The sequence below is a fragment of the Pseudomonas sp. DC3200b2 genome (genome assembly GCF_049895785.1).
Lineage (GTDB): Bacteria > Pseudomonadota > Gammaproteobacteria > Pseudomonadales > Pseudomonadaceae > Aquipseudomonas > Aquipseudomonas massiliensis.
Genome location: NZ_JAFCTA010000003.1, coordinates 475,513 through 498,714, shown reverse-complemented (window position 1 = coordinate 498,714; position 23,202 = coordinate 475,513). Strand labels below are relative to the sequence as shown.

Sequence of the window (23,202 nt, the reverse complement as noted above, 5' to 3'; positions counted from 1 at the left end):
GCCGGGCCTCGACCGGAAAACCAGGATGCCGTGCGCATGGTCACCCCAGTGCCGGCATTGGCCGCCAGCAAAGGCTACCTGTTCGGCCTGGCCGATGGCGTCAGCCAGTGCCTGGACGGCGGCCTGGCGGCCCGCGCCAGCTTGCAGGCCCTGGCGCTTGATTACTACGCCACGCCGGAAACCTGGCCGGTGACCCGCGCGCTCGATGCACTGCTTTGCGCCCAGAATCGCTGGTTAAGAGCCAACGGCCAAGGGCAGCCCCTGCTGACGACCCTGAGCGCGCTGGTGCTACGCGGCAGCCGCTTCACCCTCGCTCATGTAGGCGACTGCCGGACATACCGCTGGAGCGCGTCTGGCCTGGAGCGGCTCAGCGAAGACCATGTGTGGGACCAGCCACAGATGCGGCACGTGCTCAAGCGGGCGCTCGGCCTGGACCAGCACCTGCTGGTGGACTACAAGGAGGGCGACCTCGCCGCCGGGGACATCTTCCTGATCCTCAGCGACGGCGTCTGGGGCGTGGTACAGGAAACTGAAATCAGTCGGGTACTGACGGAAGCTGTCGATGCCCAAGCCATGGTAGACACCTTGGTGCGCATGGCCCATATCGCTGGCGGTGAAGACAATGCCAGCGCGGTGCTGGTACGGGTGCACAGCCCAGGCTCTCCCTCCTTGGCCGATAGCTTCGCCCAAGGGCGCCAATGGCCGCTGCCGCCGGCCCTCAAGCCAGGCCAGCGCTTCGAGGGCTGGAGAATTCAGGCCCTGGTCGGGCAAAGTCGCCAGTCTCTGGTCTACCAGGCCACGGATGCGGACGGAGAGCCCTGGCTGCTCAAGACATTGCCCAAGGCGTACGCTCAGGATGAGCAGGCGCAGCAACGCTTGCTCATGGAAGAATGGTTTCTCCGTCGGGTCGCCGCCAGGCCGTTTCCGGAAGTCCATGGCGGCAGCCAGCGTCAATGCCTCTACTACGCCATGCGCTGCTACGAAGGCGCCACCTTGGCCGAACGCCTGCGACAGGGCCCGTTGCCATTGGCGACATGGCGAGACCTGGCCGAGCGCCTGCTCGTCGCCCTCGGTCTTTTGCATCGCCGCCATATGGTCCATCGAGACTTGAAACCGGAAAACCTGCTGCTTTGCGTAGATGGAGAGCTAAAAGTGCTGGACTTCGGCCTGGCCTACTGCCCTGGACTGTCGCAACCGCCTGGGGAGCAGGTAGCCGGCACGCCAGGCTATATCGCCCCCGAGGCTTACCAGGGCGCGCCGCCAACGCCGAGCCAGGACCTATTCGCAGCCGGCGTCGTGCTCTACCAGGCCCTTACCGGCGTCTTGCCACATGGGGAACCGGAGCCCTTCCAGCGCCCGCGGTTCCAGCCGCCCGCGCCGCCGAGTCGCTACCGCCCGGAGGTACCTGACTGGCTTGATGCCGTGCTGTTGAAAAGCCTAGAGGTCGACCCGGCCAAGCGTTTCGAGACCGCGGAACAATGGCTGTTGAACGTACGCCGCGGTGAGCTTGAAGAGGGTGCGGGCGCGCCCCGACCACTCTTCGAACGCGAACCGCTCAAGACCTGGCGGGCGGTGGCGCTGGTCTCCCTGGCGCTCAACCTGGCCATGATACTCGCCTGGCTGCATGGATAGCCCCACCGGCCGATGGTCTGAATCCTGAACAAAAAAAGCCCGGGCAATGCCCGGGCTTTCGTGAAGCTCAGCTCAATTACTTGGCCTGGGCTTCAACTTCGGCTTCTACGCGACGGTTGATCGCACGGCCAGCGTCGGTAGCGTTGTCAGCAACCGGACGGCTTTCACCGTAACCAACGGAGTTCACGCGGCTACCTTCAACACCGTACTGGTTGACCAGAACGTTACGAACGGCAGCGGCGCGGCGCTCGGACAGCTTCTGGTTGTAAGCGTCGGTACCAACGGAGTCGGTGTGACCTTCAACGGTAGTGGTGGTGGATGGGTACTGCTTCATGAAGTCAGCGAGGTTCTTGATGTCAGCGTAGCTGTTAGGCTTGACGACCGACTTGTTGAAGTCGAACTTCACGTCCAGCTCAACACGTACGGTTTCAGCAACGGCTGGGCAGCCATCGGCGTCAACGGTGGTGTTGGCAGGGGTGTTCGGGCACTTGTCGACGTTGTCGCAAACGCCATCGTTGTCGGCATCGGAGCAGACGTCGGCAACCGGCGCGGGGGCGGCAGCTACTTGTTCCTGCTGCTTGGCACCGCCACCGAAGTTCACGCCAACACCAACGCTCGGAGCCCACTCGGTTTCGCCGCGGTCGATGTTGTACATGGCTTCCACGCCGGCACGGGCGTAGACGTTTTCGGTGAAGTAGTACTTGGCGCCGCCACCAGCATTGAAGAAGGTGGAGTGGTCACGACCGCTGTGGCCGTTGGCTTCCACGTTGCTGATGCTCTGATGCGAGAAACCGGCGGAGACGTACGGACGCAGGCCTACACCTGGGGTGCCGAAGTGGTAGACGGCGTCCAGGGCAGCGTTGCCACCGTGGATTTTCTGGTTGCCGGTACCGTTGTTCGAACGAATGTTGTGGATGCCGTCGTAGCCCAGGCGCAGCTCGACGTCGTCAGTCAGGAAGTAACCGATCGAACCGCCGTACAGGTTGGCGTCGTCCAGGTCGCGAGAACTGTCGGTGTAGTACTTCTTGGTGAACAGCTCACCCTCGACTGCGCCTTGGCCTTGTGCCAATACGCCGAAAGAGGTTGCGGCAACAAGAGAGCCAATGGCCAGGCCCAAGGTGTTTTTCAGTTTCATCCGTTAAATCCCCATCTGGTGATTGTTAAGCGATCCCACCAGGAATGCGTGGGACAACTCGGCGGCAATTCTAGCAGAACTTGCACGCCAGTTAGAGAGATTCGCTAGACGTTAAGTTTCCAAAACGTTGGCGAATTTCTCGCGCAGCTTGTCAAGCGCGCGTTTGTAGCGCATTTTGGTCGCGCTCAGACCCATATGCATGATGTCAGCGATCTCCTGAAATTCCAGTTCGGCGACAAAGCGCAACACCAGGATTTCGCGGTCGATCGGGTTCACATGCACCAGCCAGCGGTCAAGACCGCCGCGCTCCTCAGGCTTCGGCGCCTTTTCCTCCGAAGCCTCCTCAACCGGGTCGAGGCTCAGCGCATCCATCAACCTGCGCTTGCGCCTCTCCTTTCTATACTGCGTGATACATTCATTGTAGGTAATGCTATATAGCCACGTCTTGAACTTGGACTTTCCCTCGAAGTTCTTCAGTCCGTACAGCACCTTGAGCATCACTTCCTGACAGACATCATCGGCGTCGCGATCGTTCCCCAGATACCTTGAACACACGTTGAACAGCGTGCGCTGGTAGCGGCGCATCAGCTCTTCGTAGGCGCGCGTAACATGAAACAGCTCCTCATGCGAACGGGCAACCAGTTCCTCATCGGACAGTGCTCGTGGGTCGTATCGCAATGAAGGCGTTTGCACTTTAGTCAACGGTTCGGGCCGCAGGTCAGGTCAGTTCCGCCAGCGCCCCGGTGGGGCTGGCTTTTTCGCGGCGGGCATACTACCAGAATATGCGCGCCTAGCGGCTACTGACCTTCTCCGCGAGCAGAACCCGGTTCGACAGCGAAACAAGCTCACCCTCGTCAGTCATCACCGTCGTCTTCACGGTACCGATTTCTTCTATGTACCCCTCTACCTCGCCGACTTGCACATGCTGGCCCACCTGGTACAACTCACGTACATAGATGCCAGCCAGGATCTGGCCGGCGATGTCCCGACTGCCCAGACCCATGGCCAGGGCCACGGCCAGACCAACGGTAATCAGGGCGATCACGATCACATGGTTGAGCAAGTCCGTCTTGATCTCCAGCTGGCTGATGGCCACGGAAATGGAGATGACGATGACCAGCCACTGGGCTACTCGTCCAAGGCCACCGGCGTACTCGATGCCGACCCCTTCGGCGGCGCCGCGCACGATGCCATTGACCAGCTGCGCCAGCAGCACGCCCACCAGCAACACCAGCACGGCACCGAACACCTTGGGCAGGTACAGCGCCAGCACGTCCAGGGTCGCCGAGACGCGCTGAAGCCCCAGGGACTCGGCGGCGGACACCAGGAAGATCAACAGCACGAACCAGTAGACGATCTTGCCCACCAGCGTGGAGATGGGCACTCGGATACCGGCCCGCCCCATCAGCTTGGTCAGACCGGTGCCGGCCATGAGCCGATCCAGCCCGAGCTTCGCCAGCAGGCGCGACAGCAGGGCATCAAGCAGCTTGGCCACCACGAAGCCCAGCAGGACCACAACCAGCGCGCCGAACAGATTGGGGATGAAGTTAGCGACTTTGGTCCACAAGGCGGTCATCGCCGTGACCAGGCTTTGGGTCCACAGGTCCAGTTCCATGTTCAATCAGCCTTATCCGCGCGCCGCGCGGCCTGGGTAGGGCGAGGCGTCGGCGACAGGTGCGGCGCCCCCTTGCTTACAGCGATCATGCCCGCCTGGAAACAGCGGCCGATCAGGCCGAACAGGTCCTGGGCGCCCACCTGGCGATTGGCGGTCTTCAGGACACGGTCCAGACAGGCGTCGTCATCGCGCCCGGCCGGCGCGGCGTTGAGCATGTCCCGCAGGGACTGTTCGAATGGATCGTGCATGATCACCTCACGAAATTCACTCAAAGACGACAGCCCCCAGCGTCAGGTCACATCCGGGGCACTTACAACCAGCGCAGCCGCCGGTACAGCAGCCATTGCCCCACCGCAACGGCCAGGGTGACCCCGCAGGTAATGAGGAACCCCGCCGGGTTGTCGGCCCCGGGCAAACGACCCACGTTCATGCCCAGCAGCCCGGTGATGAAAGTGATCGGAAGGAAGATGCCGGTGACCACGCCGAAGCGGTACATGGTGCGGTTCATGCGCTCGCTCAGCTGGCGCTGCTCGGCTTCGATCAACAGCGCGACCCGTTCGCGGTTCAGCTCCAGCTCTTCCAGATAGCGGGTAAGGCTGTTGTTCAACTCGTTCCAGTAATGGCTGTGCTCGTTGGAAAACCAGCCGGGACAGTTGCGCGCCAGCAGAGCGAACAGGTCCCGCTGGGGGGCCAGGAATCGTCGCAGGCCCGCTGAGCGGCGACGCAGGTGCAACAGGCTGGAATGCTCCGGGGCATACCCCTCCTCGCTGTCGACCCGCTCTTCTTCGGTATCCAGGGTCTCGGTCAAATGGTCGACCACGGCCTGGATGCGCTCGGTCAGGCGCTCGGCCAGGTACAGCACCAGGTCGGCGGCGCTGCGCGGCCCTTCGCCGGCGGCCAGGCGGGCGACCAGGTCCTCGGTCGCGCGCAGCGAACGCAGGCGCAAGGAGATGACACGGCGCTCCTCGGCGAAAATGCGCACCGACACCATGTCTTCGGGCTGGGCGCCGGGGTTGAGATTGATCCCGCGCAGGAAGAGAAGAAAACGGGCATTGGGCAGGGGCACAAGCCGCGGCCGGGTATTTTCTTCCAGCAGCAGGTCGCAGCTGAAAGCGTTCAGCCCGCTTTCTTCACGGAGCCAGGCATGGGTACGCACCTGGCCACGATCCCAATGCAACCAGAGGCTTTCATGCTCGGCCAGTTGAAGGTGGATCAGGTCGGCCCGGGCCACAGCGCGGGCGCCACCCTGGCCATCCAGAACCAGGGCGTGGACCAGCCCCCAGTCGGCATTGTCGTTTTCCAGCATCAGCGGCGGGTGAAGCGGCGGTTGTTCAGCCAGGGTCACTCGGGCATGCTCAAGGGTACGTGGGAAAGCAGCACGCCGTTGTTGTCGGCGTACAGATAGTCACCGGGACGCAAGGTCACGCCGGCGAAGGTCACCGGCACGTTCAAATCCCCAATACCGCGCTTATCGGTCTTCATCGGATGAGTCGCCAGCGCCTGCACCCCCAGGTTGGTCTGAGCGATGACATCAACATCACGGATGCAGCCATATACCAGCACACCTTCCCAGCCGTTGCGCGCTGCCTTTTCGGCCAGTTGGTCGCCCAGCAGGGCCCGACGCAGGGAACCCCCGCCATCGACCACCAGCACCTTGCCGGTGCCGTCGGTATCCAGCTGCTCCTTGACCAGGGAATTGTCCTCATGGCACTTGATGGTGACGATCTGCCCACCAAAGGAATCACGACCGCCGAAATTGCTGAACATCGGCTCGAGTACCTGTACCTGCTCCGGGTAGGCGTCGCAAAGGTCGGGGGTGAGGTAGTGCTGCATGATGAACTCCTTTTTCCGGAATGCGGCTGTTGTGGATGAAGCGTCACTCTGTCAGACATCGAGGCCCAGCCGGTCCCCATCATAGGCCACGGGACAGCGGATCAGTGAACCACAGTGGCCCTGGCGGGATCGGCCACTATGTACATCGAATTCGATGCCGTGTTTCCGGCAGCGCAGCACCCCATTGGCCAGGGTACCGTCGTGCAGAGGCGCGCCCTGATGGGGGCAGCGGTTTTCGAACAGCAGGTGCTGGCCCTGGTCGACGATCAGCAACAGCTGTCGCCCCGCCACGCTAAAGGCACGTTTGTAGCCTTCATCCAGGTTGACCAGACGCTCGAGGCTGATGAACACGCGCGGCCCTCCTCTTCCGATGATTCAGAGCTTAACCTGCTCCGCTGGCACCGTCAGCCCCTCGCCCAGGCTCGCCTGGGGCAGGACACGACCGGGCGCGCTCAGCCAGCGCTGGACCAGCGGCCAGACTTCACCCTGGGCCGCCTTGCTGACCAGCATGTCCACATGGCCGAAATCCTGGCTGAACCCCTGGGCCTGCCCCAATACCAGGAACTGGCCGTGCTCGCTGCCGAAGCGCTGGAACAACTGTTCGCAAGCCCAGGGCGGATCCTGATGATCACCGCCGCCGGCCACCACCAGCAGTGGCAGGCGCGCCTGGGCCAGCCCAGCACGCCAGTCGCCTCGGGCCCGCCCCAGCCGTCGACGCAAGCCATGCCAACGGAGCATTTCCAATGCCACTCCCGCCGGCTCGTCCTCTGGACCACGCTTGAGCCGTGGGCCTGGAATATGTCCGAGACGACGCAGCACCCCCCGTGCTGCCCAGTTCATGGGCGCAACCCGCAACGGCCAGGGCGCCCGGCTGACCTGGCTGCCGAACAGGACCAGCCCAGCCAGGCCATCAGCGGCCAGCGCACCGCTGCCCAGTGCGACGGCCAGGCTGATGCCGCCCAGCGAGTGTCCGAGCCAGTACGGCCGCTGCCCGCTGAGCTCGGCGACAAAGGCGTTGATCACAGGCAGGTCGTAACGGGCGTAGGCGGCCACATCGTTATGGCGGTACTGCTGGTTGCGCGGCGAGAGCCCGTGGCCGCGCATTTCAGGAATCCACACATCGAAACCTGCGCGTGCCAGGGTAGCGCCCAGGCCTACGCCCTTGGGCGAATACCAGAAGCGTCGATTGGAGAAACTGCCATGCAGGAGTACCACAGGCGCGCCACGCCGGGCCTGATCCTGGGCCCGGTCGGCCAGGCCAAGCCGGGTAACGGCCAGCTCCACGGTGAGGTCGGGGCTGTTGCCAGCCTTGATACGGTAAACGTCTTCGCTGAGGTCGCCGCAGCGCTCCGCGCGAAGCAATGCGACAGGAAATAAACGGCTGCTGCTTTGCATGATTCCAGGCTTTCAATGAAAGGGACACCCCCCGGCCACGGGCCCGGGGGGCGGGGATTATCCCCTCAAGCCTCGGTCTCGGCCAGGAAGAACCAGGTTTCCAGCACGGAATCCGGATTCAGGGAGACACTCTCGATACCCTGCTCCATCAACCACTTGGCCAGGTCCGGGTGGTCCGAGGGGCCCTGGCCGCAAATGCCGATGTACTTGCCGGCCTTGTTGCAGGCGGCGATGGCATTGGCCAGCAGCTTCTTGACGGCGGGGTTACGCTCGTCGAACAGGTGCGCGATGATGCCCGAGTCCCGGTCCAGCCCAAGGGTAAGCTGGGTCAGATCATTGGAACCGATGGAGAAGCCATCGAAGTACTCCAGGAACTCATCGGCCAAGAGCGCGTTGGACGGCAGCTCGCACATCATGATCACACGCAGGCCGTTCTCGCCGCGCTTGAGGCCATTGCTGGCCAGCAGGTCCACCACCTGGCTGGCTTCGCCCAGGGTGCGCACGAAGGGCACCATGATCTCGACGTTGTCCAGGCCCATGTCCTCGCGCACCCGCTTGAGGGCACGGCACTCGAGTTCGAAACAGTCCCGGAAGGATTCGCTGATATAGCGCGAGGCCCCGCGGAAGCCCAGCATCGGGTTCTCTTCCTCCGGCTCGTACAGCTTGCCGCCGATGAGGTTGGCATATTCGTTGGACTTGAAGTCCGACAGGCGCACGATGACTTTCTTGGGGTAGAAGGCCGCTGCCAGGGTACTGATGCCCTCGACCAGTTTCTCCACGTAGAAGCCGACCGGATCATCATAGCCGGCGATGCGCTTGTCCACGCTTTCCTTGAGCTCGGCAGGCAGGTCCGCATAGTTGAGCAAGGCCTTGGGGTGTACGCCGATCATGCGGTTGATGATGAATTCCAGGCGGGCCAGGCCCACGCCGGCATTGGGCAATTGGGCGAAGTCGAAGGCGCGGTCCGGGTTGCCCACGTTCATCATGATCTTGAAGGGAAGCTCGGGCATGGCGTCCACGGAGTTCTGCTTCACATCGAAGCCCAGCTCGCCTTCGAAGATGTAACCCGTGTCCCCTTCGGCGCAGGACACGGTCACGCCCTGGCCGTCCTTGAGCAGTTGGGTCGCGTTGCCGCAGCCGACGACCGCCGGAATGCCGAGTTCGCGGGCGATGATCGCCGCGTGGCAGGTACGCCCGCCACGGTTGGTGACGATGGCGCTGGCGCGCTTCATCACCGGCTCCCAGTCCGGATCGGTCATGTCCGACACCAGTACGTCGCCAGGCTGTACGCGGTCCATCTCGCTGACGTCGCGGATGATGCGCACCTTGCCCGCGCCGATGCGCTGGCCGATGGCGCGGCCTTCGACCAGTACCGTGCCCTTTTCCTTGAGCAGGTAGCGCTCCATCACGTTGGCGCTGGCGCGGCTTTTCACCGTTTCCGGACGCGCCTGCACGATGTACAGCTTGCCATCGTCACCGTCCTTGGCCCATTCGATGTCCATGGGACGGCCATAGTGCTTCTCGATGATCATCGCCTGCTTGGCCAGCTCGCTGACCTCGGCATCGGTAAGGCAGAAGCGGGCCCGCTCGGCCTTGTCCACCTCGACCGTCTTCACCGAGCGGCCGGCCTTGGCTTCGTCGCCATAGACCATCTTGATGGCCTTGCTCCCCAGGTTACGACGCAGGATGGCCGGGCGCCCCGCTTCGAGAGTGCCCTTGTGGACGTAGAATTCGTCCGGGTTGACCGCGCCCTGGACCACGGTTTCGCCCAGGCCGTAGGCGCCGGTGATGAAGACCACGTCGCGGAAGCCCGATTCGGTATCCAGGGTGAACATTACGCCGGCGGTGCCCGTTTCCGAGCGCACCATGCGCTGCACGCCCGCCGACAGCGCCACCAGCTTGTGGTCGAAACCCTGGTGAACGCGATAGGCGATGGCGCGGTCATTGAACAGGGAGGCGAACACTTCCTTGGCGGCGCGGATCACGTTGTCCACGCCACGAATGTTCAGGAAGGTCTCCTGCTGGCCGGCAAAGGAGGCATCGGGCAGGTCTTCGGCGGTGGCCGAGGAACGCACGGCCACGGCGATGTCCGGGTTGCCTTCGGAGAGTTGGGCGAAATGTTCGCGGATCTGGGCATTCAGGGCTTCGGGGAATTCGGCTTCCATCACCCATTGGCGGATCTGGGCGCCGGTACGCGCCAGCGCGTTCACGTCGTCGACGTCCAGGGCATCCAGCGCGGCGTGGATCTGCGCGTTGAGGCCGCTCTGCTCGAGGAAGTCCCGATAGGCCTGGGCCGTGGTGGCGAAGCCGCCCGGAACCGAAACACCGGCGCCGGCGAGGTTGCTGATCATCTCGCCCAGGGATGCGTTTTTGCCCCCCACGTGCTCTACATCGTGGACGCCGAGCTTATCGAGGGAAACTACGTACTCTACCAAGGTGATCTCTCCACAAAAGGGTTGGAACGCTCAGGGCGGGGCGCGGCGGCGACCCCGGGGGCACGGGTGGCTCAGGTCTTCGAAATGCAGGAGAATGCGAGACTCGGCGGCCAGCGAAGCGGGCCTATCATATCTCAGGATCCTTCCTTAAGCCTAAGGCCCGGGGCGCACATGAAACGATCGGCTTTCTTCATCTCCGACGGCACCGGCATCACGGCCGAAACCCTCGGCCAGAGTCTGCTCGCGCAATTCGAAACCATAACGTTCAACAAGTTCACGCGCCCCTATATCGACAGCATGGAAAAAGCGCGTGCCATGGTGCAGCAGATCAACGCCGCGGCCGAGCGCGACGGGGTACGCCCGATCATCTTCGACACCATCGTCAACCAGGACATCCGGGAGATCCTGGCAACCTCGAATGGCTTCATGATCGACATCTTTTCCACGTTCCTGGCCCCTTTGGAGCTGGAGTTGGGCTCACATTCGTCCTATTCGGTCGGCAAATCCCATTCCATCGCGCGCAATTCCAATTACATGGACCGGATCGAAGCGGTGAATTTCGCCCTGGACAACGACGATGGCGCACGCACCCATTACTACGACAAGGCCGATCTGATCCTGGTAGGCGTGTCGCGCTCAGGCAAGACGCCGACGTGCCTGTACATGGCAATGCAATTCGGTATCCGCGCGGCCAACTACCCCCTCACCGAAGACGACATGGAGCGTCTGCAACTGCCCGCCGCCTTGCGTGCCCATAGTCACAAGCTGTTCGGCCTGACCATCGACCCGGACCGGCTCACCGCCATCCGCCACGAGCGCAAGCCCAACAGCCGCTACGCAAGCTTTGCCCAGTGCGAGTTCGAGGTACGGGAAGTGGAAAACCTGTTCCGCCGGGAAAACATCCCGCATATCAATTCCACCCATTTCTCGGTGGAGGAGATCTCGGCCAAGATTCTGGTGGAAATGGGCGTGGAGCGGCGCTTCAAGTAGCGCCGCCTGGTGCTCGCAGCGGGGTTACCGCGCGGACAGGCCGGCAACGGGCGGCACCCTCACCCATCCTTCCATCAACACCCGCGCGCTGCGGCTCATGATCGCGCGGGTCACTGTCCATTCACCGTTCACTTGGCGCGCCTCGGCCCCAACCCGCAAGACACCCGAGGGATGACCGAAGCGAACCGACTGTCGCTCGCCGCCACCGGCCGCCAGGTTGACCAGAGTGCCCGGCACCGCGGCAGCCGTGGCGATGGCCACCGCGGCGGTACCCATCATGGCGTGGTGCAGCTTGCCCATGGACAGGGCGCGTACGAGCAGGTCCACTTCCGTCGCGGCGATCGCCTTGCCGCTCGATGCGGTATAGGCGGCCGGCGGCGCCACGAACGCAACCTTGGGGGTATGTTGCCGGGTCGCCGCCTCGGCCGCCTCGCGGATCAGGCCCATGCGCAGCGCGCCGGCGGTGCGGATGCGCTCGAAGCGCGCCAGGGCGGCCGGGTCGCCGTTGATCGCCTCCTGCAACTCTGTACCGCTATATCCCAGTTCAGCGGCATCGAGGAAAATCGTCGGAATACCGGCGTTGATCAGCGTGGCCTTGAAGCTGCCTTCGCCAGGCACCTCCAGTTCATCGATCAGTTGGCCGGTAGGGAACATGGCACCGCCTTCCCCCTCCCCTTCGTCTGCCGGGTCGAGGAACTCCAGGCGCACCTCAGCGGCGGGAAAGGTCACGCCGTCGAGTTCGAAGTCACCGGTTTCCTGTACCGCGCCGGCGGTCATGGGCACGTGGCTGATGATCGTCTTGGCGATGTTGGCCTGCCATACCCGCACCACGGCGATACCGTCTCGAGGTACCCGCGTGGTCGAAACCAGGCCGCTGCTGATGGCGAAGGCACCGACGGCCGCGGAGAGATTGCCGCAGTTGCCGCTCCAATCCACGAAGGGAGCGTCGATGGACACCTGGCCAAACAGGTAGTCCACGTCGTGGTCAGGGCGACTGCTGGGCGCCAGGATCACGACCTTGCTGGTGCTGGACGTAGCGCCGCCCATGCCATCGGTGTGCTTTCCATAGGAGTCGGGGCTGCCGATCACCCGCAACAGCAAGGCGTCTCGGGCTGGGCCAGGCACCTGGGCCGCCAGCGGCAGGTCCTCCAGGCGAAAGAACACCCCTTTGCTGGTGCCGCCACGCATGTAGGTAGCAGGAATACGGAGTTGCCTTGGATGAGCCATGACTGTGTCCTCAGGCGGCTGCGATCTTGGAATCGAGAAAATCGTCGGCGAAGCGCTGCAGTACGCCACCGGCTTCATAGATGGATACTTCCTCGGCGGTGTCCAGGCGACAGGTCACGGGCACTTCCAGCCGCTCGCCATCACGGCGGTGGATGACCAGGGTCAGCATGGACCGCGGGGTACGCTCGCCGGTCACGTCGTAGGTTTCGGTGCCATCCAGCGCCAGGGTTTTGCGGTCCGTACCCCGGAGGAACTCCAGCGGTAATACGCCCATGCCGATGAGGTTGGTACGGTGGATGCGCTCGAACCCTTCGGCGACTATGGCTTCGACGCCTGCAAGGCGCACGCCCTTGGCCGCCCAGTCCCGGGACGAGCCCTGGCCATAGTCGGCACCGGCGATGATGATCAACGGCTGCTTGCGCTGCATATAGGTTTCAATGGCTTCCCACATGCGCATCACCCGCCCTTCAGGCTCTACCCGCGCCAGCGAGCCTTGGCGTACCTGGTCTTTATCGTCCAGCACCATCTCGTTGAACAGCTTGGGATTGGCGAAGGTGGCCCGCTGGGCCGTGAGATGATCGCCCCGGTGGGTCGCGTAGGAGTTGAAGTCTTCTTCGGGCAACCCCATGCGCGCCAGGTATTCGCCGGCCGCCGAGTCCGCCAGGATGGCATTGGAAGGCGACAGGTGGTCCGTGGTGATGTTATCGCCCAGGATCGCCAGCGGCCGCATGCCGGCAAGGCCGCGCTCGCCGGCCAGAGCACCTTCCCAATAGGGTGGCCGACGAATATAGGTACTGGCTGGCCGCCACGGGTAGAGCGGACTGACACTTTCGGCGCTGCCCGGCTGAGCGGCGAACATGGGGATATAGACGCGGCGGAACTGCTCCGGCTTGACCGATGCCTGCACCATGGCGTCGATCTCCTCGTCGCCGGGCCAGATGTCCTTGAGCCGGATGGCGGTTCCATCGGCCGAGTGACCCAATATGTCCTTCTCGATATCGAAGCGAATGGTCCCGGCGATGGCATAGGCCACCACCAGAGGCGGCGATGCCAGGAAGGCTTGGCGAGCATAGGGGTGAATGCGCCCATCGAAGTTACGGTTGCCCGACAGCACGGCGGTGGCATACAGGTCTCGCTCGATGATTTCCTGCTGAATCACCGGATCCAGGGCACCGGACATGCCGTTGCAGGTGGTGCAGGCGAAGGCCACTACTCCGAAGCCCAACTGCTCCAGCTCCGGCAACAGCCCGCCTTCCTCCAGATAAAGCGCCACCGTCCTGGACCCCGGCGCCAGGGAGGTCTTGACCCAGGGCTTGCGCCGCAGCCCCAGGCGGTTGGCGTTACGGGCCAGCAGGCCAGCGGCGATCATGTTGCGAGGGTTGTTGGTATTGGTGCAACTGGTGATGGCGGCAATGATCACGGCGCCATCGGGCAACTGGCCTGGCACATTTTCCACAACGCCAGCCACGCCTTGGCTGGCCAGTTCGCTTACCGGCAGGCGGCGGTGGGGGTTGGAGGGCCCGGCCAGGGTGCGCACCACCGAACCCAGGTCGAAGTGCAGCACGCGCTCGTATTCGACGCCGGCCAGGTCATCGGCCCAGAGTCCCGCGGTACGAGCATAGGTTTCCACCAGGCGAACCTGCTCATCTTCCCGGCCGGTCAGGCGCAGGTAGCTGATGGTCTGCTCGTCGATGGCGAACATGGCGGCGGTGGCACCGTATTCAGGCGCCATGTTGGCGATGGTGGCACGGTCGCCCAGGGTCAGGTTGCGCGCGCCGGCGCCATGGAACTCCAGATAGGCACCGACCACCTTTTGCTGGCGGAGAAACTCAGTCAGCGTAAGCACTACGTCGGTAGCGGTGATCCCGGGGCCTGGCCGGCCGCTTAGCTGGACGCCGACGATTTCCGGCAGGCGCATCCAGGACGCTCGCCCCAGCATCACGCTCTCCGCTTCCAGGCCACCTACACCAATGGCGATCACGCCAAGCGCATCCACCATTGGCGTGTGCGAATCCGTGCCTACGAGGGTATCCGGGAACGCGACTCCATCGCTTGCCTGGATCACTGGCGACATCCGTTCCAGGTTGATCTGATGCAGGATGCCGTTGCCCGGCGGGATCACGTCCACGTTCTTGAAGGCCCGCTTGGTCCAGTCGATGAAATGGAAGCGGTCCTCGTTGCGACGGTCTTCGATGGCGCGGTTCTTCGCAAAGGCATCGGGGTCGTAGCCACCGCACTCCACCGCCAGGGAGTGGTCGACGATCAACTGGGTGGGCACCACCGGGTTGACCTTGGCCGGGTCGCCGCCGCGCTCGGCGATGGCGTCGCGCAGGCCGGCCAGGTCCACCAGCGCCGTTTGCCCAAGGATGTCATGGCAGACCACTCGGGCGGGAAACCAGGGAAAGTCCAGCTCCCGCTTGCGCTCGATCAACTGTTCCAGGGACTCGCGCAACATGGCCGGGTCGCAGCGGCGGACCAGGTTCTCCGCCAATACCCGTGAGGTGTACGGCAGGCGCGCATAGGCGCCGGGCTGAATGACCTCCACGGCCGCGCGAGCGTCGTAGTAGTCCAGGTCGGTGCCGGGAAGGGGCTTGCGGTGGTTCGTATTCATGGCGGCTAGGGCTCGATCACGGTCAGGGGCCAAGGAAGGGCCAGGCCCTTCCTTGCGGTCAGCGCTGTTCCAGGGGGATGTAGGCGCGCTGCTCCACGCCGATGTACTCGGCGCTGGGGCGGATGATGCGGTTGTTGGCGCGCTGTTCGAACACATGGGCCGCCCAGCCGCTCACCCGCGAACAGACGAAGATGGGCGTAAACAGCGGCGTGGGAATGCCCATGAAGTGATAGGCCGAAGCGTGATAGAAATCGGCGTTGGGGAAGAGCTTCTTCTGTTCCCACATCACCTTGTCGATGGCTTCGGACACCGGGTAAAGCACTTGGTCGCCCACCTCATCGGCCAGCTTGCGCGACCACTGCTTGATCACCTCGTTGCGCGGATCGGACTCTTTGTAGATGGCATGGCCGAAGCCCATGATCTTGTCCTTGCGTGCCAGCATCTCCAGAGTCCCGGCCGTGGCGGCTTCCGGGGAGTCGAAGCGTTCGATCATCGCCATGGCCGCCTCGTTGGCACCGCCGTGCAAGGGGCCGCGCAAGGCACCGATAGCCGCCGTGACGCAGGAATACAGATCCGAAAGCGTAGAGGCGCATACCCGAGCGGTGAAGGTCGAGGCATTGAACTCATGCTCGGCGTAGAGGATCAGCGAGACATCCATCACCTTGCGATGCAACTCACTGGGCGCCTTGCCGTGCAGCAGGTGCAGGAAGTGACCGCCCAGGGTGGGCTCGTCAGTGGTGCAGGCGATGCGCTTGCCGCCATGGGCGAAGTGGTACCAATAGCACATGACCGCCGGGAAGGTAGCCAACAGACGTTCGGTCACCTGGCGTTGCTGGCTGAAGTCCTGTTCCGGCTCCAGGGTGCCCAGCACGGAGGCGCCGGTGCGCATCACATCCATGGGGTGAGTGCTGGCTGGCAGGCGCTCGAGCACTTCCTTCAGCGGCTGGGGCAGGTCACGCATGGCCGCCAGCCGCTGCTGGTAGACTGCCAACTGTTCCCGGTTGGGTAGCTCGCCTTCGAGCAACAGGTAGGCGACTTCCTCGAACCCGGCTTGGGCTGCCAGCTCGCGCACGTCATAGCCGCGATAGGTCAGCCCGGCGCCGGCCTGGCCCACGGTGGACAGGGCCGTCTGCCCAGCGACCTGGCCCCGCAGCCCCGCGCCGCTGAGTGTTTTTGCTTCTGCCATGAGGTTCTCTCCTTCTTGGAATTATTCTGAGATAGGCCAGCAGACTCAGCGCTGGCGTGCGAAAAGCGCATCGAGCCGCTGCTCATACTCGTGGTAGCCGATGGCGTCATACAGCTGCATGCGCGTCTGCATGCTATCGACCACGTGCTTCTGGGTACCGTCCCGGCGTATGGCGGTGTAGACGTTTTCCGCGGCCCTGTTCATGGCGCGGAAGGCCGACAGCGGATATAGCACCAGGGAAACGTCCACGCTGCCGAGTTCATCAGTAGTGAACAGCGGCGTGGCGCCGAACTCGGTGATATTGGCCAGGATGGGCGCTCGAACCCGGTCGGCGAAGGCCTTGTACATGCCCAATTCGGTAATGGCTTCAGGGAATACCATGTCCGCGCCAGCCTCTACACAGGCCTGGGCCCGGTCCAGGGCTGCCTCCAGCCCTTCCACCGCCAGGGCATCGGTGCGCGCCATGATCACGAAGCTGGAGTCGGTACGGGCATCCACCGCAGCCTTGATGCGGTCGACCATCTCAGCCAGGGAGACGATTTCCTTGTTCGGCCTATGTCCACAACGCTTGGCGCCGACCTGGTCCTCGATGTGAATGGCGGCCGCGCCAAACTTGATCATCGAGCGAACGGTGCGGGCGACGTTGAAAGCCGAGGCACCGAAGCCGGTATCCACGTCCACCAGCAAGGGCAGGTCGCATACGTCCGTGATGCGACGTACATCGGTCAGGACGTCGTCCAGGTTGCTGATACCAAGGTCAGGCAGGCCCAGGGAGCCCGCCGCCACGCCGCCTCCGGACAGGTAGATGGCCTTGAACCCGGCGCGCTGCGCCAGGAGCGCGTGATTGGCGTTGATGGCCCCAACCACCTGCAAGGGTCGCTCGTTGGCGACGGCATCGCGAAAGCGCTGGCCGGGAGTGGTATGCACGGTCATGAGTCACCTCGTTGGAATTGTTCGCAGTCCGCTTGGGCCAATTGACGCTCGACATTGCGGCGGGAAGCGGCGATGTGCCGGCGCATGAGCAGCTCGGCCAGTTCGCCATCCCGCTCGGCGATGGCGTCGAGAATCCGATGATGTTCAGCGAAGGCATGTCGCGGCCGGTTGGGCGTGGTGGAGAAGCGGATACGGTACATGCGCACCAGCTGGTACAACTCGCCGCACAGCAGTTGGGCCAGGGTTCGGTTACCGCTGCCCTGGATGATCCGATAATGAAAGTCGAAGTCGCCTTCCTGCTGGTAATAGCCCACCCCGGCCTGGAACCCCGGGTCGCGCTCATGGGTGTCCAGTACGCGCCTCAGTTCATCCACCTCGGCAACGCTCATGCGCGTCGCGGCGAGGCGGCAGGCCATGCCTTCGAGGGATTCGCGGATGTCGTACAGCTCGATCAGCTCCGCCTGACTCAGGGATACTACCCGCGCGCCCACATGAGGCACCCGCACCAGCAGGCGCTGCCCTTCCAGCCGATGAATCGCTTCGCGCAGCGGGCCCCGACTCACCCCGTAGGTCCGCGCCAGCTCAGGCTCGGAGATCTTGCTGCCGGGGGCAATCTCGCCACGCACGATTGCCCCTTGTATACGGCGAAAGACCGACTCGGCAATGGTTTCAGAATCAGCCTCGAGCAACGAGGAGGTGTCCTGCATATTGTCGACACTCCAGGGTTTATGTCGACGTTCTACCCCGCATATGTCCAGCTCGTCAAATCAATTGTCGACAGTACGGGAAAAACTGATGAGCATTGCGCGGATAGTGGCAACCTGCTTGCGCTGGCGCCAACAGACCACCATGGTAGAATGCCTGGCTTTTCCGGCTCCCGTGGCCATGTCGCTTCCGCCTCTCCGCCATAGCCAGGTCCCATGCGAACACCTAGCCTTCCCTCCCTGCTCGGCCTGCTGCTGGTCCCCGGCCTGGGGCTGGCCGCCGAAAAGACGGTCTACGGGCTGAACGAATACGCCCGGCTCGATGAACTCGATCTCGAAGTAGCGGCCAAGCTGGACACCGGCGCCATCACTGCCTCGCTCAGCGCGCGGGACATCAAGCGCTTCAAGCGCGACGGAGAGTCCTGGGTGCGCTTCTATCTGGCTATCGACGAAGCGCACCAGCATCCCATCGAGCGGCCCCTGGAGCGGATCAGCCGGATCAAGCGCCGCGCCGGCGACTATGATCCCGAAGCAGGTGAGCGCTATACGGCCCGCCCGGTGATAGCCTTGAACGTGTGCCTGGGAAAGGCGCGTCGGCGCATCGAGGTGAACCTCACCGACCGCAGTGCCTTCCAGTATCCCCTGCTGGTAGGCTCCGAGGCCTTGAAGCGGTTCGATGCGCTGGTGGACCCTGCCCTGAAATACACCGCCGGCAAACCTGCCTGCGGCCCCCAAGCTTCCAACGCCGAGTAGCCTGAATGCGTTCCCTCACCCTTCACCTGAAGTTGCTGATCCTGACCCTCGTGCTGCTGGGGGGCGGTATCACGGGCTACCAGATCTTCGTGCTCGGCATTCCGGTGACCGAAGATGAAACCGACGACCTCTGGAACATCGACGCCAAGATCGAGTTCGTGCCCACGCCGAAGACTCCGGTAAAGGTGCAGATGTTCGTGCCGCCGCTGACCAGCGATTATGTCAGCCTCAACGAAAGCTTCATCTCCAACAACTATGGCGTGAGCGTCAACCGCATCGATGGCAACCGCAAGGTCACCTGGTCGTCACGTCGTGCCTCGGGTAACCAGACGTTGTACTACCGCCTGGTATTGACCAAGCGCTACAGCAACGACAAGCCCAAGCCCAAGGGCCCGACATTCCGCGACAGCCTGGTGCTCGAAGGGCCGGAGAAGATCGCCGCCGAAGCCTTGCTCGCGCCCATCCGGCGCCATTCGGCCGACGTGGAAACCTTCATCAGCGAAACCATCAAGCGGGTCAACAACCTTGGCGACGACAACGTCAAGCTGCTCCTGGGGGGCGACACTTCCTCGCAGCACAAGGCTCGGGTAGTGGACATGCTGCTTTCCATCGCCCACGTGCCCATGGAACTGGCCCACACCCTTCGCCTGGAGGCCGATCAGCCACAGATGCCCGAGCTTTGGTTGCGCAGTTTCAACGGCACCAAGTGGCTCTACTTCAATCCCGACACCGGCGAGCAGGGCCTGCCGACCGACCGCCTGCTGTGGTGGACCGGTGACGAGCCGCTGATCACCCTCGAAGGCGGCAAGAAGATCAACGTCACCTTCACCCTCAACAACAGCGAGATGAACGCCATCCGCCTGGCCAAGCTGACGGACGAGAACACCGATGCGGACTTCCTCGCCTATTCGCTGTACGGCCTGCCCCTGCAAACCCAGCAGACCTTCATGGTCATGGTGATGATTCCCATCGGGGTGCTGGTGATCCTGATCCTGCGCAACCTGATCGGCCTGCAGACCCTCGGCACCTTCACGCCCGTATTGATCGCCCTGGCGTTCCGCGAAACCCAGCTGGGCTACGGCATCGTCCTCTTTACCCTGATCACCGCGCTGGGGCTGTCGCTGCGCTCCTACCTGGAGCACCTCAAGCTGCAGATGCTGCCACGGCTATCGGTCGTGCTCACCTTCGTGGTGGTGTTGATCGCCGCCATCAGCCTGCTCAGTCACAAGCTGGGCCTGGAGCGCGGGCTTTCGGTAGCCCTGTTCCCCATGGTGATCCTGACCATGACCATCGAACGGCTGTCCATCAGCTGGGAAGAGCGTGGCGGCGGCCACGCCATGAAGGTCGCGGCGGGCACTCTGTTCGCCGCTTCCCTGGCACACATTCTGATGACGGTTCCGGAACTGGTGTACTTCGTTTTCACCTTCCCCGCCGTGCTTTTCATACTGGTGGCCTTCATGCTCGCCATGGGCCGCTACCGCGGCTATCGCCTTACCGAACTCCTGCGCTTCAAGGCATTCGTCAAGGAACAGGAGAAAGGCGCCTGATGCTCGGCTTGATCAAGACCTGGAAAGCCCTGCGGGCCCAGGGAATCATGGGCATCAACCGCCGCAACGCCGACTACGTGCTCAAGTACAACGATCGGCGACTCTATCCGGTAGTGGATGACAAGATCATCACCAAGGAGCGCGCCATCGCCGCGGGCATCCAGGTGCCGGAACTGTACGGCGTCATCTCCACCGAAAAGGAAATCGAGCAGCTGGACCGCATCATCGGCGACCGCGCCGACTTCGTCATCAAGCCGGCCCAGGGGGCCGGCGGCGACGGCATCCTGGTGATCAGCGACCGCTTCGAACACCGTTTTCGCACGGTGTCCGGCAAGATCGTCAGCCGGGCGGAGATTGAATACCAGATTTCCAGCATCCTGACCGGTCTGTATTCCCTGGGGGGCCACCGTGATCGGGCGCTGATCGAATACCGCGTCACGCCCGACCCGATCTTCAAGAGCATCAGCTATGAAGGCGTGCCGGACATCCGCATCATCGTACTGATGGGCTATCCAGTGATGGCGATGGTGCGCCTGCCGACGCGCCAGTCCAGCGGCAAGGCGAACCTGCACCAGGGCGCCATCGGCGTGGGCGTGGACCTGGCGACCGGCATCACCCTGCAGGGTACCTGGCTGAACAACATCATCCAGAAGCATCCTGATACGACCAATGACGTCCAGGACGTACAGTTGCCATATTGGGAAGGCTTCATGAAACTGGCGGCGGGCTGCCATGAACTGTGCGGATTAGGGTACATCGGCGTCGACATGGTGCTTGACCAGGACAAGGGTCCGCTGATCCTCGAGCTCAACGCCCGTCCAGGCTTGAACATCCAGATCGCCAACAACTGTGGCCTGGCCCACCGTACCGAGGTCATCGAGGCGCACCTGCGGCGGCTGGCCGAGGAAGGCCGCAGCGAAACCCCGGCCGAACGCGCGAGCTTCGCCCAGGCGGCGTTCGGCCACGTGGGGCGCTGAAGCCTGGAGGGCTTCGCTGCTTGCCACTACAATTCGCCCCCCAGTGACCACGACCCCTGCCCCATGACCCTCTGCCGCCTGCACCCCCTTCCCTACCTGGCCGACCCCAGCGCCTATTTTGCGCAGATAAAGGACGCACCCGGCGCGGTCTTGCTCGACAGCGCACGGCCAGTGGCTACCCGCGGGCGCTTTGACCTGCTGAGCGCCTGGCCGCGGGAAAGCCTCGCACCGCGAGTCGGCGAGCCGGGGCGCGCGTTCATGGCGCGCTTGCGGGGCGCGCTGGCCAGGCTGGGCACCGCCCAGTTGCCCGAGGGTAGCGAATTGCCCTTCGCCGGAGGCCTCATTGGCTACCTGGCCTATGATTTCGGTCGACGCCTGGAGCGGCTGCCGGAAGGACCAGACAGTGACTTCAGGCTCCCTGACGCACAGCTGGGCCTCTACGATTGGGCATTGATCAGCGACCATCAGGCCGAGCGGTGCTGGCTGATGTTTCATCCCAGCGTGCCCGTCGCCCGTGAGCAGCAGTTGATCGCGCGCCTTGCGCCGCCGTCGACCCTGTCAACGCCAGGCTTCCGGATCACCCAGCCTTTCACCAATGAGGTCGAGGCTCCTGTCTACCAGGCCGCGTTCGACCAGGTCCAGGCTTATATCCGCGCCGGCGATACCTACCAGATCAACCTGACGCGCCGGTTCGCCGGGCGTTGCGAAGGCGAACCCTGGGCGGCCTACCTTGCCCTGCGCGCCGCCTGTCCCACGCCCTTCTCGGGGTTCCTGCGGGTGGACGAGCACACCCACATTCTCAGCCATTCGCCTGAACGCTTCCTTCATGCCGCCGATGGCGCGGTGGAAACCCGGCCCATCAAGGGCACCCGGCCGCGGCGGGAAGACCCCAGCGAAGACGCCGCCCAGGCCGCCGAGCTCCTGAGCAGCGACAAGGACAGGGCCGAAAACCTGATGATTGTCGATCTGCTGCGCAACGACCTGGGCCGCGCTTGCGCCATCGGCAGCGTTCGGGTGCCAGCGCTGTTCGCCCTGGAGTCCTACCCGAACGTCCACCATCTGGTCAGCCGCGTGGTCGGGCAGCTGGCGCCAGGCAAGGACCCCCTGGACCTGCTGGCCAGCAGCTTTCCGGGGGGCTCGGTGACAGGCGCGCCCAAGATCCGCGCCATGCAAATCATCGACGAACTGGAACGCAGCCGCCGAGACATCTACTGTGGCTCCCTGCTCTACCTGGATGTCCGCGGACGGATGGACAGCTCCATCGCCATTCGCACCCTGCTTGTCCAAGAGGGCCGCATCGCCTGCTGGGGCGGTGGCGCGGTCGTGCTGGATTCGGAGGCCGATTCCGAATACCAGGAGTCACTGATCAAGGTGAATACGCTGATGCGCGCCCTGGAAGTCCTTTGAGCCCTGGGGCCAGCATCACTTGGCACAATTTGGTAACCTGTGGACATTCGAGCGTGACAAGCGCCTGCCATATTGGACTAGCCTGATGAACCACCTCTTTGATGTCGCCGAAGCGGCGGCTACCTATGCGAGCAAGTCTCCCCAGGAGATTCTCAAGTTCGCCTTTGAACACTTCGGCGACGACCTCTGGGTGTCCTTCAGTGGCGCCGAGGATGTTGTACTGCTGGACATGGCCTGGAAGCTGAATAAACAGGTCAAGGTCTTTACCCTCGATACCGGCCGGCTTCACCCTGAAACCTACCGGTTCATCGAGCAGGTACGGGACCACTACAGCATCGCCATCGACATTCTGACGCCTGAACGTGAACCGTTGGAAGCCATGGTCAAGGAAAAGGGCCTGTTCAGCTTCTACCGGGACGGTCATGGCGAATGCTGCGGCATCCGCAAGATCGCCCCGCTACGGCGCAAGCTGTCCACGGTCAAGGCGTGGGCCACAGGCCAACGCCGCGACCAGAGCCCCGGCACCCGCAGCCAGGTAGCGACCATGGAGATCGACAGTGCTTTCTCCACGCCCGAGCACACCCTGTACAAGTTCAACCCGCTGGCACAGATGACCAGCGAAGAAGTCTGGGGATATATCCGCATGCTGGAGCTGCCCTACAACAGCCTCCACGAACGCGGCTTCATCAGCATTGGCTGCGAACCCTGCACGCGCCCGGTGCTGCCGAATCAGCATGAACGCGAAGGCCGCTGGTGGTGGGAGGAAGCGACCCAGAAGGAGTGTGGCTTGCACGCCGGCAACCTGATCGCCAAGGCCTGAGG

At 63.4% G+C, this 23,202-nt stretch carries 21 protein-coding genes; 7 read left to right on the top strand and 14 right to left on the bottom strand.

Going from position 1 to position 23,202, the window contains the following annotated elements; all coding sequences use genetic code 11:
• Positions 1–36 precede the first annotated feature (36 nt).
• On the top strand, positions 37–1,632 hold the full coding sequence (locus ACP691_RS11630; protein ID WP_426149713.1) for a protein kinase domain-containing protein: 1,596 nt from the start codon (positions 37–39) through the stop codon (positions 1,630–1,632).
• Between the two features lie 76 nt (positions 1,633–1,708).
• Here ACP691_RS11630 and ACP691_RS11625 read toward each other — a convergent pair whose 3' ends face one another.
• The 9 genes from ACP691_RS11625 to ppsA form a co-directional block, all read right to left on the bottom strand.
• Positions 1,709–2,767, bottom strand: coding sequence for an OmpA family protein (locus ACP691_RS11625; protein ID WP_426149581.1), 1,059 nt, complete (start codon positions 2,765–2,767; stop codon positions 1,709–1,711).
• Positions 2,768–2,878: 111 nt separating this feature from the next.
• Entirely contained in the window at positions 2,879–3,469 is a 591-nt protein-coding gene (gene sigX, locus ACP691_RS11620; RefSeq protein WP_040260751.1) for an RNA polymerase sigma factor SigX, read from the bottom strand.
• Between the two features lie 88 nt (positions 3,470–3,557).
• Positions 3,558–4,382, bottom strand: coding sequence for a mechanosensitive ion channel family protein (locus tag ACP691_RS11615; RefSeq protein WP_040260752.1), 825 nt, complete (start codon positions 4,380–4,382; stop codon positions 3,558–3,560).
• A gap of 2 nt (positions 4,383–4,384) precedes the next feature.
• Positions 4,385–4,630: a CrfX protein gene (locus tag ACP691_RS11610; protein ID WP_426149580.1), complete on the bottom strand. Its 246-nt coding sequence runs from the start codon at positions 4,628–4,630 to the stop codon at positions 4,385–4,387.
• Positions 4,631–4,692: 62 nt separating this feature from the next.
• Entirely contained in the window at positions 4,693–5,688 is a 996-nt protein-coding gene (locus ACP691_RS11605) for a zinc transporter ZntB (protein WP_426149712.1), read from the bottom strand.
• Positions 5,689–5,723: 35 nt separating this feature from the next.
• On the bottom strand, positions 5,724–6,215 hold the full coding sequence (rraA, locus tag ACP691_RS11600) for a ribonuclease E activity regulator RraA (protein ID WP_426149579.1): 492 nt from the start codon (positions 6,213–6,215) through the stop codon (positions 5,724–5,726).
• A gap of 51 nt (positions 6,216–6,266) precedes the next feature.
• The gene (locus ACP691_RS11595; protein ID WP_426149578.1) at positions 6,267–6,566 is read right to left on the bottom strand and encodes a Rieske (2Fe-2S) protein; all 300 of its coding nucleotides are present in this window, start codon (positions 6,564–6,566) and stop codon (positions 6,267–6,269) included.
• A 24-nt stretch (positions 6,567–6,590) separates the two neighbouring features.
• On the bottom strand, positions 6,591–7,610 hold the full coding sequence (locus ACP691_RS11590) for an alpha/beta fold hydrolase (RefSeq protein ID WP_426149577.1): 1,020 nt from the start codon (positions 7,608–7,610) through the stop codon (positions 6,591–6,593).
• A 65-nt stretch (positions 7,611–7,675) separates the two neighbouring features.
• The gene (gene ppsA, locus ACP691_RS11585; protein WP_426149576.1) at positions 7,676–10,045 is read right to left on the bottom strand and encodes a phosphoenolpyruvate synthase; all 2,370 of its coding nucleotides are present in this window, start codon (positions 10,043–10,045) and stop codon (positions 7,676–7,678) included.
• A 171-nt stretch (positions 10,046–10,216) separates the two neighbouring features.
• On the opposite strand from ppsA, the gene ppsR reads away from it, so the two are divergent.
• Entirely contained in the window at positions 10,217–11,035 is an 819-nt protein-coding gene (gene ppsR, locus ACP691_RS11580; protein WP_426149575.1) for a posphoenolpyruvate synthetase regulatory kinase/phosphorylase PpsR, read from the top strand.
• 24 nt (positions 11,036–11,059) lie between these two features.
• Here the strand turns inward: ppsR and prpF are convergent, their stop codons facing one another.
• From prpF to ACP691_RS11555, 5 genes are read right to left on the bottom strand one after another with little or no spacing between them, the layout of a single operon-like run.
• The gene (gene prpF, locus ACP691_RS11575; RefSeq protein WP_426149574.1) at positions 11,060–12,262 is read right to left on the bottom strand and encodes a 2-methylaconitate cis-trans isomerase PrpF; all 1,203 of its coding nucleotides are present in this window, start codon (positions 12,260–12,262) and stop codon (positions 11,060–11,062) included.
• 10 nt (positions 12,263–12,272) lie between these two features.
• Positions 12,273–14,873: a Fe/S-dependent 2-methylisocitrate dehydratase AcnD gene (acnD, locus tag ACP691_RS11570; protein ID WP_426149573.1), complete on the bottom strand. Its 2,601-nt coding sequence runs from the start codon at positions 14,871–14,873 to the stop codon at positions 12,273–12,275.
• Positions 14,874–14,931: 58 nt separating this feature from the next.
• Positions 14,932–16,059, bottom strand: coding sequence for a bifunctional 2-methylcitrate synthase/citrate synthase (prpC, locus tag ACP691_RS11565; RefSeq protein ID WP_426149572.1), 1,128 nt, complete (start codon positions 16,057–16,059; stop codon positions 14,932–14,934).
• 45 nt (positions 16,060–16,104) lie between these two features.
• A complete protein-coding gene (gene prpB / locus ACP691_RS11560) occupies positions 16,105–16,992 on the bottom strand; it encodes a methylisocitrate lyase (protein WP_426149571.1) in 888 nt (295 codons plus the stop codon).
• Positions 16,989–17,699, bottom strand: coding sequence for a GntR family transcriptional regulator (locus ACP691_RS11555; protein WP_426149570.1), 711 nt, complete (start codon positions 17,697–17,699; stop codon positions 16,989–16,991). The genes prpB and ACP691_RS11555 overlap by 4 nt, the downstream gene beginning before the upstream one ends.
• A 213-nt stretch (positions 17,700–17,912) precedes the next feature.
• Between ACP691_RS11555 and ACP691_RS11550 the strand changes: the two genes are divergently transcribed.
• The 5 genes from ACP691_RS11550 to ACP691_RS11530 all read left to right on the top strand — a co-directional run bounded on the left by ACP691_RS11550 (position 17,913) and on the right by ACP691_RS11530 (position 23,200).
• Positions 17,913–18,449, top strand: coding sequence for an ATP-dependent zinc protease (locus tag ACP691_RS11550; protein ID WP_426149569.1), 537 nt, complete (start codon positions 17,913–17,915; stop codon positions 18,447–18,449).
• Positions 18,450–18,454: 5 nt separating this feature from the next.
• Positions 18,455–19,996, top strand: coding sequence for an inactive transglutaminase family protein (locus ACP691_RS11545; RefSeq protein WP_426149568.1), 1,542 nt, complete (start codon positions 18,455–18,457; stop codon positions 19,994–19,996).
• Positions 19,996–20,973 carry an alpha-L-glutamate ligase-like protein gene (locus ACP691_RS11540; RefSeq protein ID WP_426149567.1) on the top strand — a complete coding sequence of 326 codons (978 nt, stop codon included), beginning with the start codon at positions 19,996–19,998 and terminating at the stop codon, positions 20,971–20,973. The genes ACP691_RS11545 and ACP691_RS11540 overlap by 1 nt, the downstream gene beginning before the upstream one ends.
• 63 nt (positions 20,974–21,036) lie before the next feature.
• Entirely contained in the window at positions 21,037–22,380 is a 1,344-nt protein-coding gene (gene pabB, locus ACP691_RS11535; protein WP_426149566.1) for an aminodeoxychorismate synthase component I, read from the top strand.
• A gap of 85 nt (positions 22,381–22,465) precedes the next feature.
• Positions 22,466–23,200 carry a phosphoadenylyl-sulfate reductase gene (locus ACP691_RS11530; protein WP_040260766.1) on the top strand — a complete coding sequence of 245 codons (735 nt, stop codon included), beginning with the start codon at positions 22,466–22,468 and terminating at the stop codon, positions 23,198–23,200.
• Positions 23,201–23,202: the final 2 nt, after the last annotated feature.

Excerpts from the sequence above, each read along its gene's own strand:
- ACP691_RS11630 (WP_426149713.1), top strand. The coding sequence starts at position 37 with ATGGTCACCCCAGTGCCGGCATTGGCCGCCAGCAAAGGCTACCTGTTC.
- ACP691_RS11625 (WP_426149581.1), bottom strand. The coding sequence starts at position 2,767 with ATGAAACTGAAAAACACCTTGGGCCTGGCCATTGGCTCTCTTGTTGCC.
- ACP691_RS11615 (WP_040260752.1), bottom strand. The coding sequence starts at position 4,382 with ATGGAACTGGACCTGTGGACCCAAAGCCTGGTCACGGCGATGACCGCC.
- ACP691_RS11610 (WP_426149580.1), bottom strand. The coding sequence starts at position 4,630 with ATGCACGATCCATTCGAACAGTCCCTGCGGGACATGCTCAACGCCGCG.
- ACP691_RS11605 (WP_426149712.1), bottom strand. The coding sequence starts at position 5,688 with ATGCTGGAAAACGACAATGCCGACTGGGGGCTGGTCCACGCCCTGGTT.
- rraA (WP_426149579.1), bottom strand. The coding sequence starts at position 6,215 with ATGCAGCACTACCTCACCCCCGACCTTTGCGACGCCTACCCGGAGCAG.
- ACP691_RS11590 (WP_426149577.1), bottom strand. The coding sequence starts at position 7,610 with ATGCAAAGCAGCAGCCGTTTATTTCCTGTCGCATTGCTTCGCGCGGAG.
- ppsR (WP_426149575.1), top strand. The coding sequence starts at position 10,217 with ATGAAACGATCGGCTTTCTTCATCTCCGACGGCACCGGCATCACGGCC.
- prpF (WP_426149574.1), bottom strand. The coding sequence starts at position 12,262 with ATGGCTCATCCAAGGCAACTCCGTATTCCTGCTACCTACATGCGTGGC.
- acnD (WP_426149573.1), bottom strand. The coding sequence starts at position 14,873 with ATGAATACGAACCACCGCAAGCCCCTTCCCGGCACCGACCTGGACTAC.
- prpC (WP_426149572.1), bottom strand. The coding sequence starts at position 16,059 with ATGGCAGAAGCAAAAACACTCAGCGGCGCGGGGCTGCGGGGCCAGGTC.
- prpB (WP_426149571.1), bottom strand. The coding sequence starts at position 16,992 with ATGACCGTGCATACCACTCCCGGCCAGCGCTTTCGCGATGCCGTCGCC.
- ACP691_RS11555 (WP_426149570.1), bottom strand. The coding sequence starts at position 17,699 with ATGCAGGACACCTCCTCGTTGCTCGAGGCTGATTCTGAAACCATTGCC.
- ACP691_RS11550 (WP_426149569.1), top strand. The coding sequence starts at position 17,913 with ATGCGAACACCTAGCCTTCCCTCCCTGCTCGGCCTGCTGCTGGTCCCC.
- ACP691_RS11545 (WP_426149568.1), top strand. The coding sequence starts at position 18,455 with ATGCGTTCCCTCACCCTTCACCTGAAGTTGCTGATCCTGACCCTCGTG.
- ACP691_RS11540 (WP_426149567.1), top strand. The coding sequence starts at position 19,996 with ATGCTCGGCTTGATCAAGACCTGGAAAGCCCTGCGGGCCCAGGGAATC.
- pabB (WP_426149566.1), top strand. The coding sequence starts at position 21,037 with ATGACCCTCTGCCGCCTGCACCCCCTTCCCTACCTGGCCGACCCCAGC.
- ACP691_RS11530 (WP_040260766.1), top strand. The coding sequence starts at position 22,466 with ATGAACCACCTCTTTGATGTCGCCGAAGCGGCGGCTACCTATGCGAGC.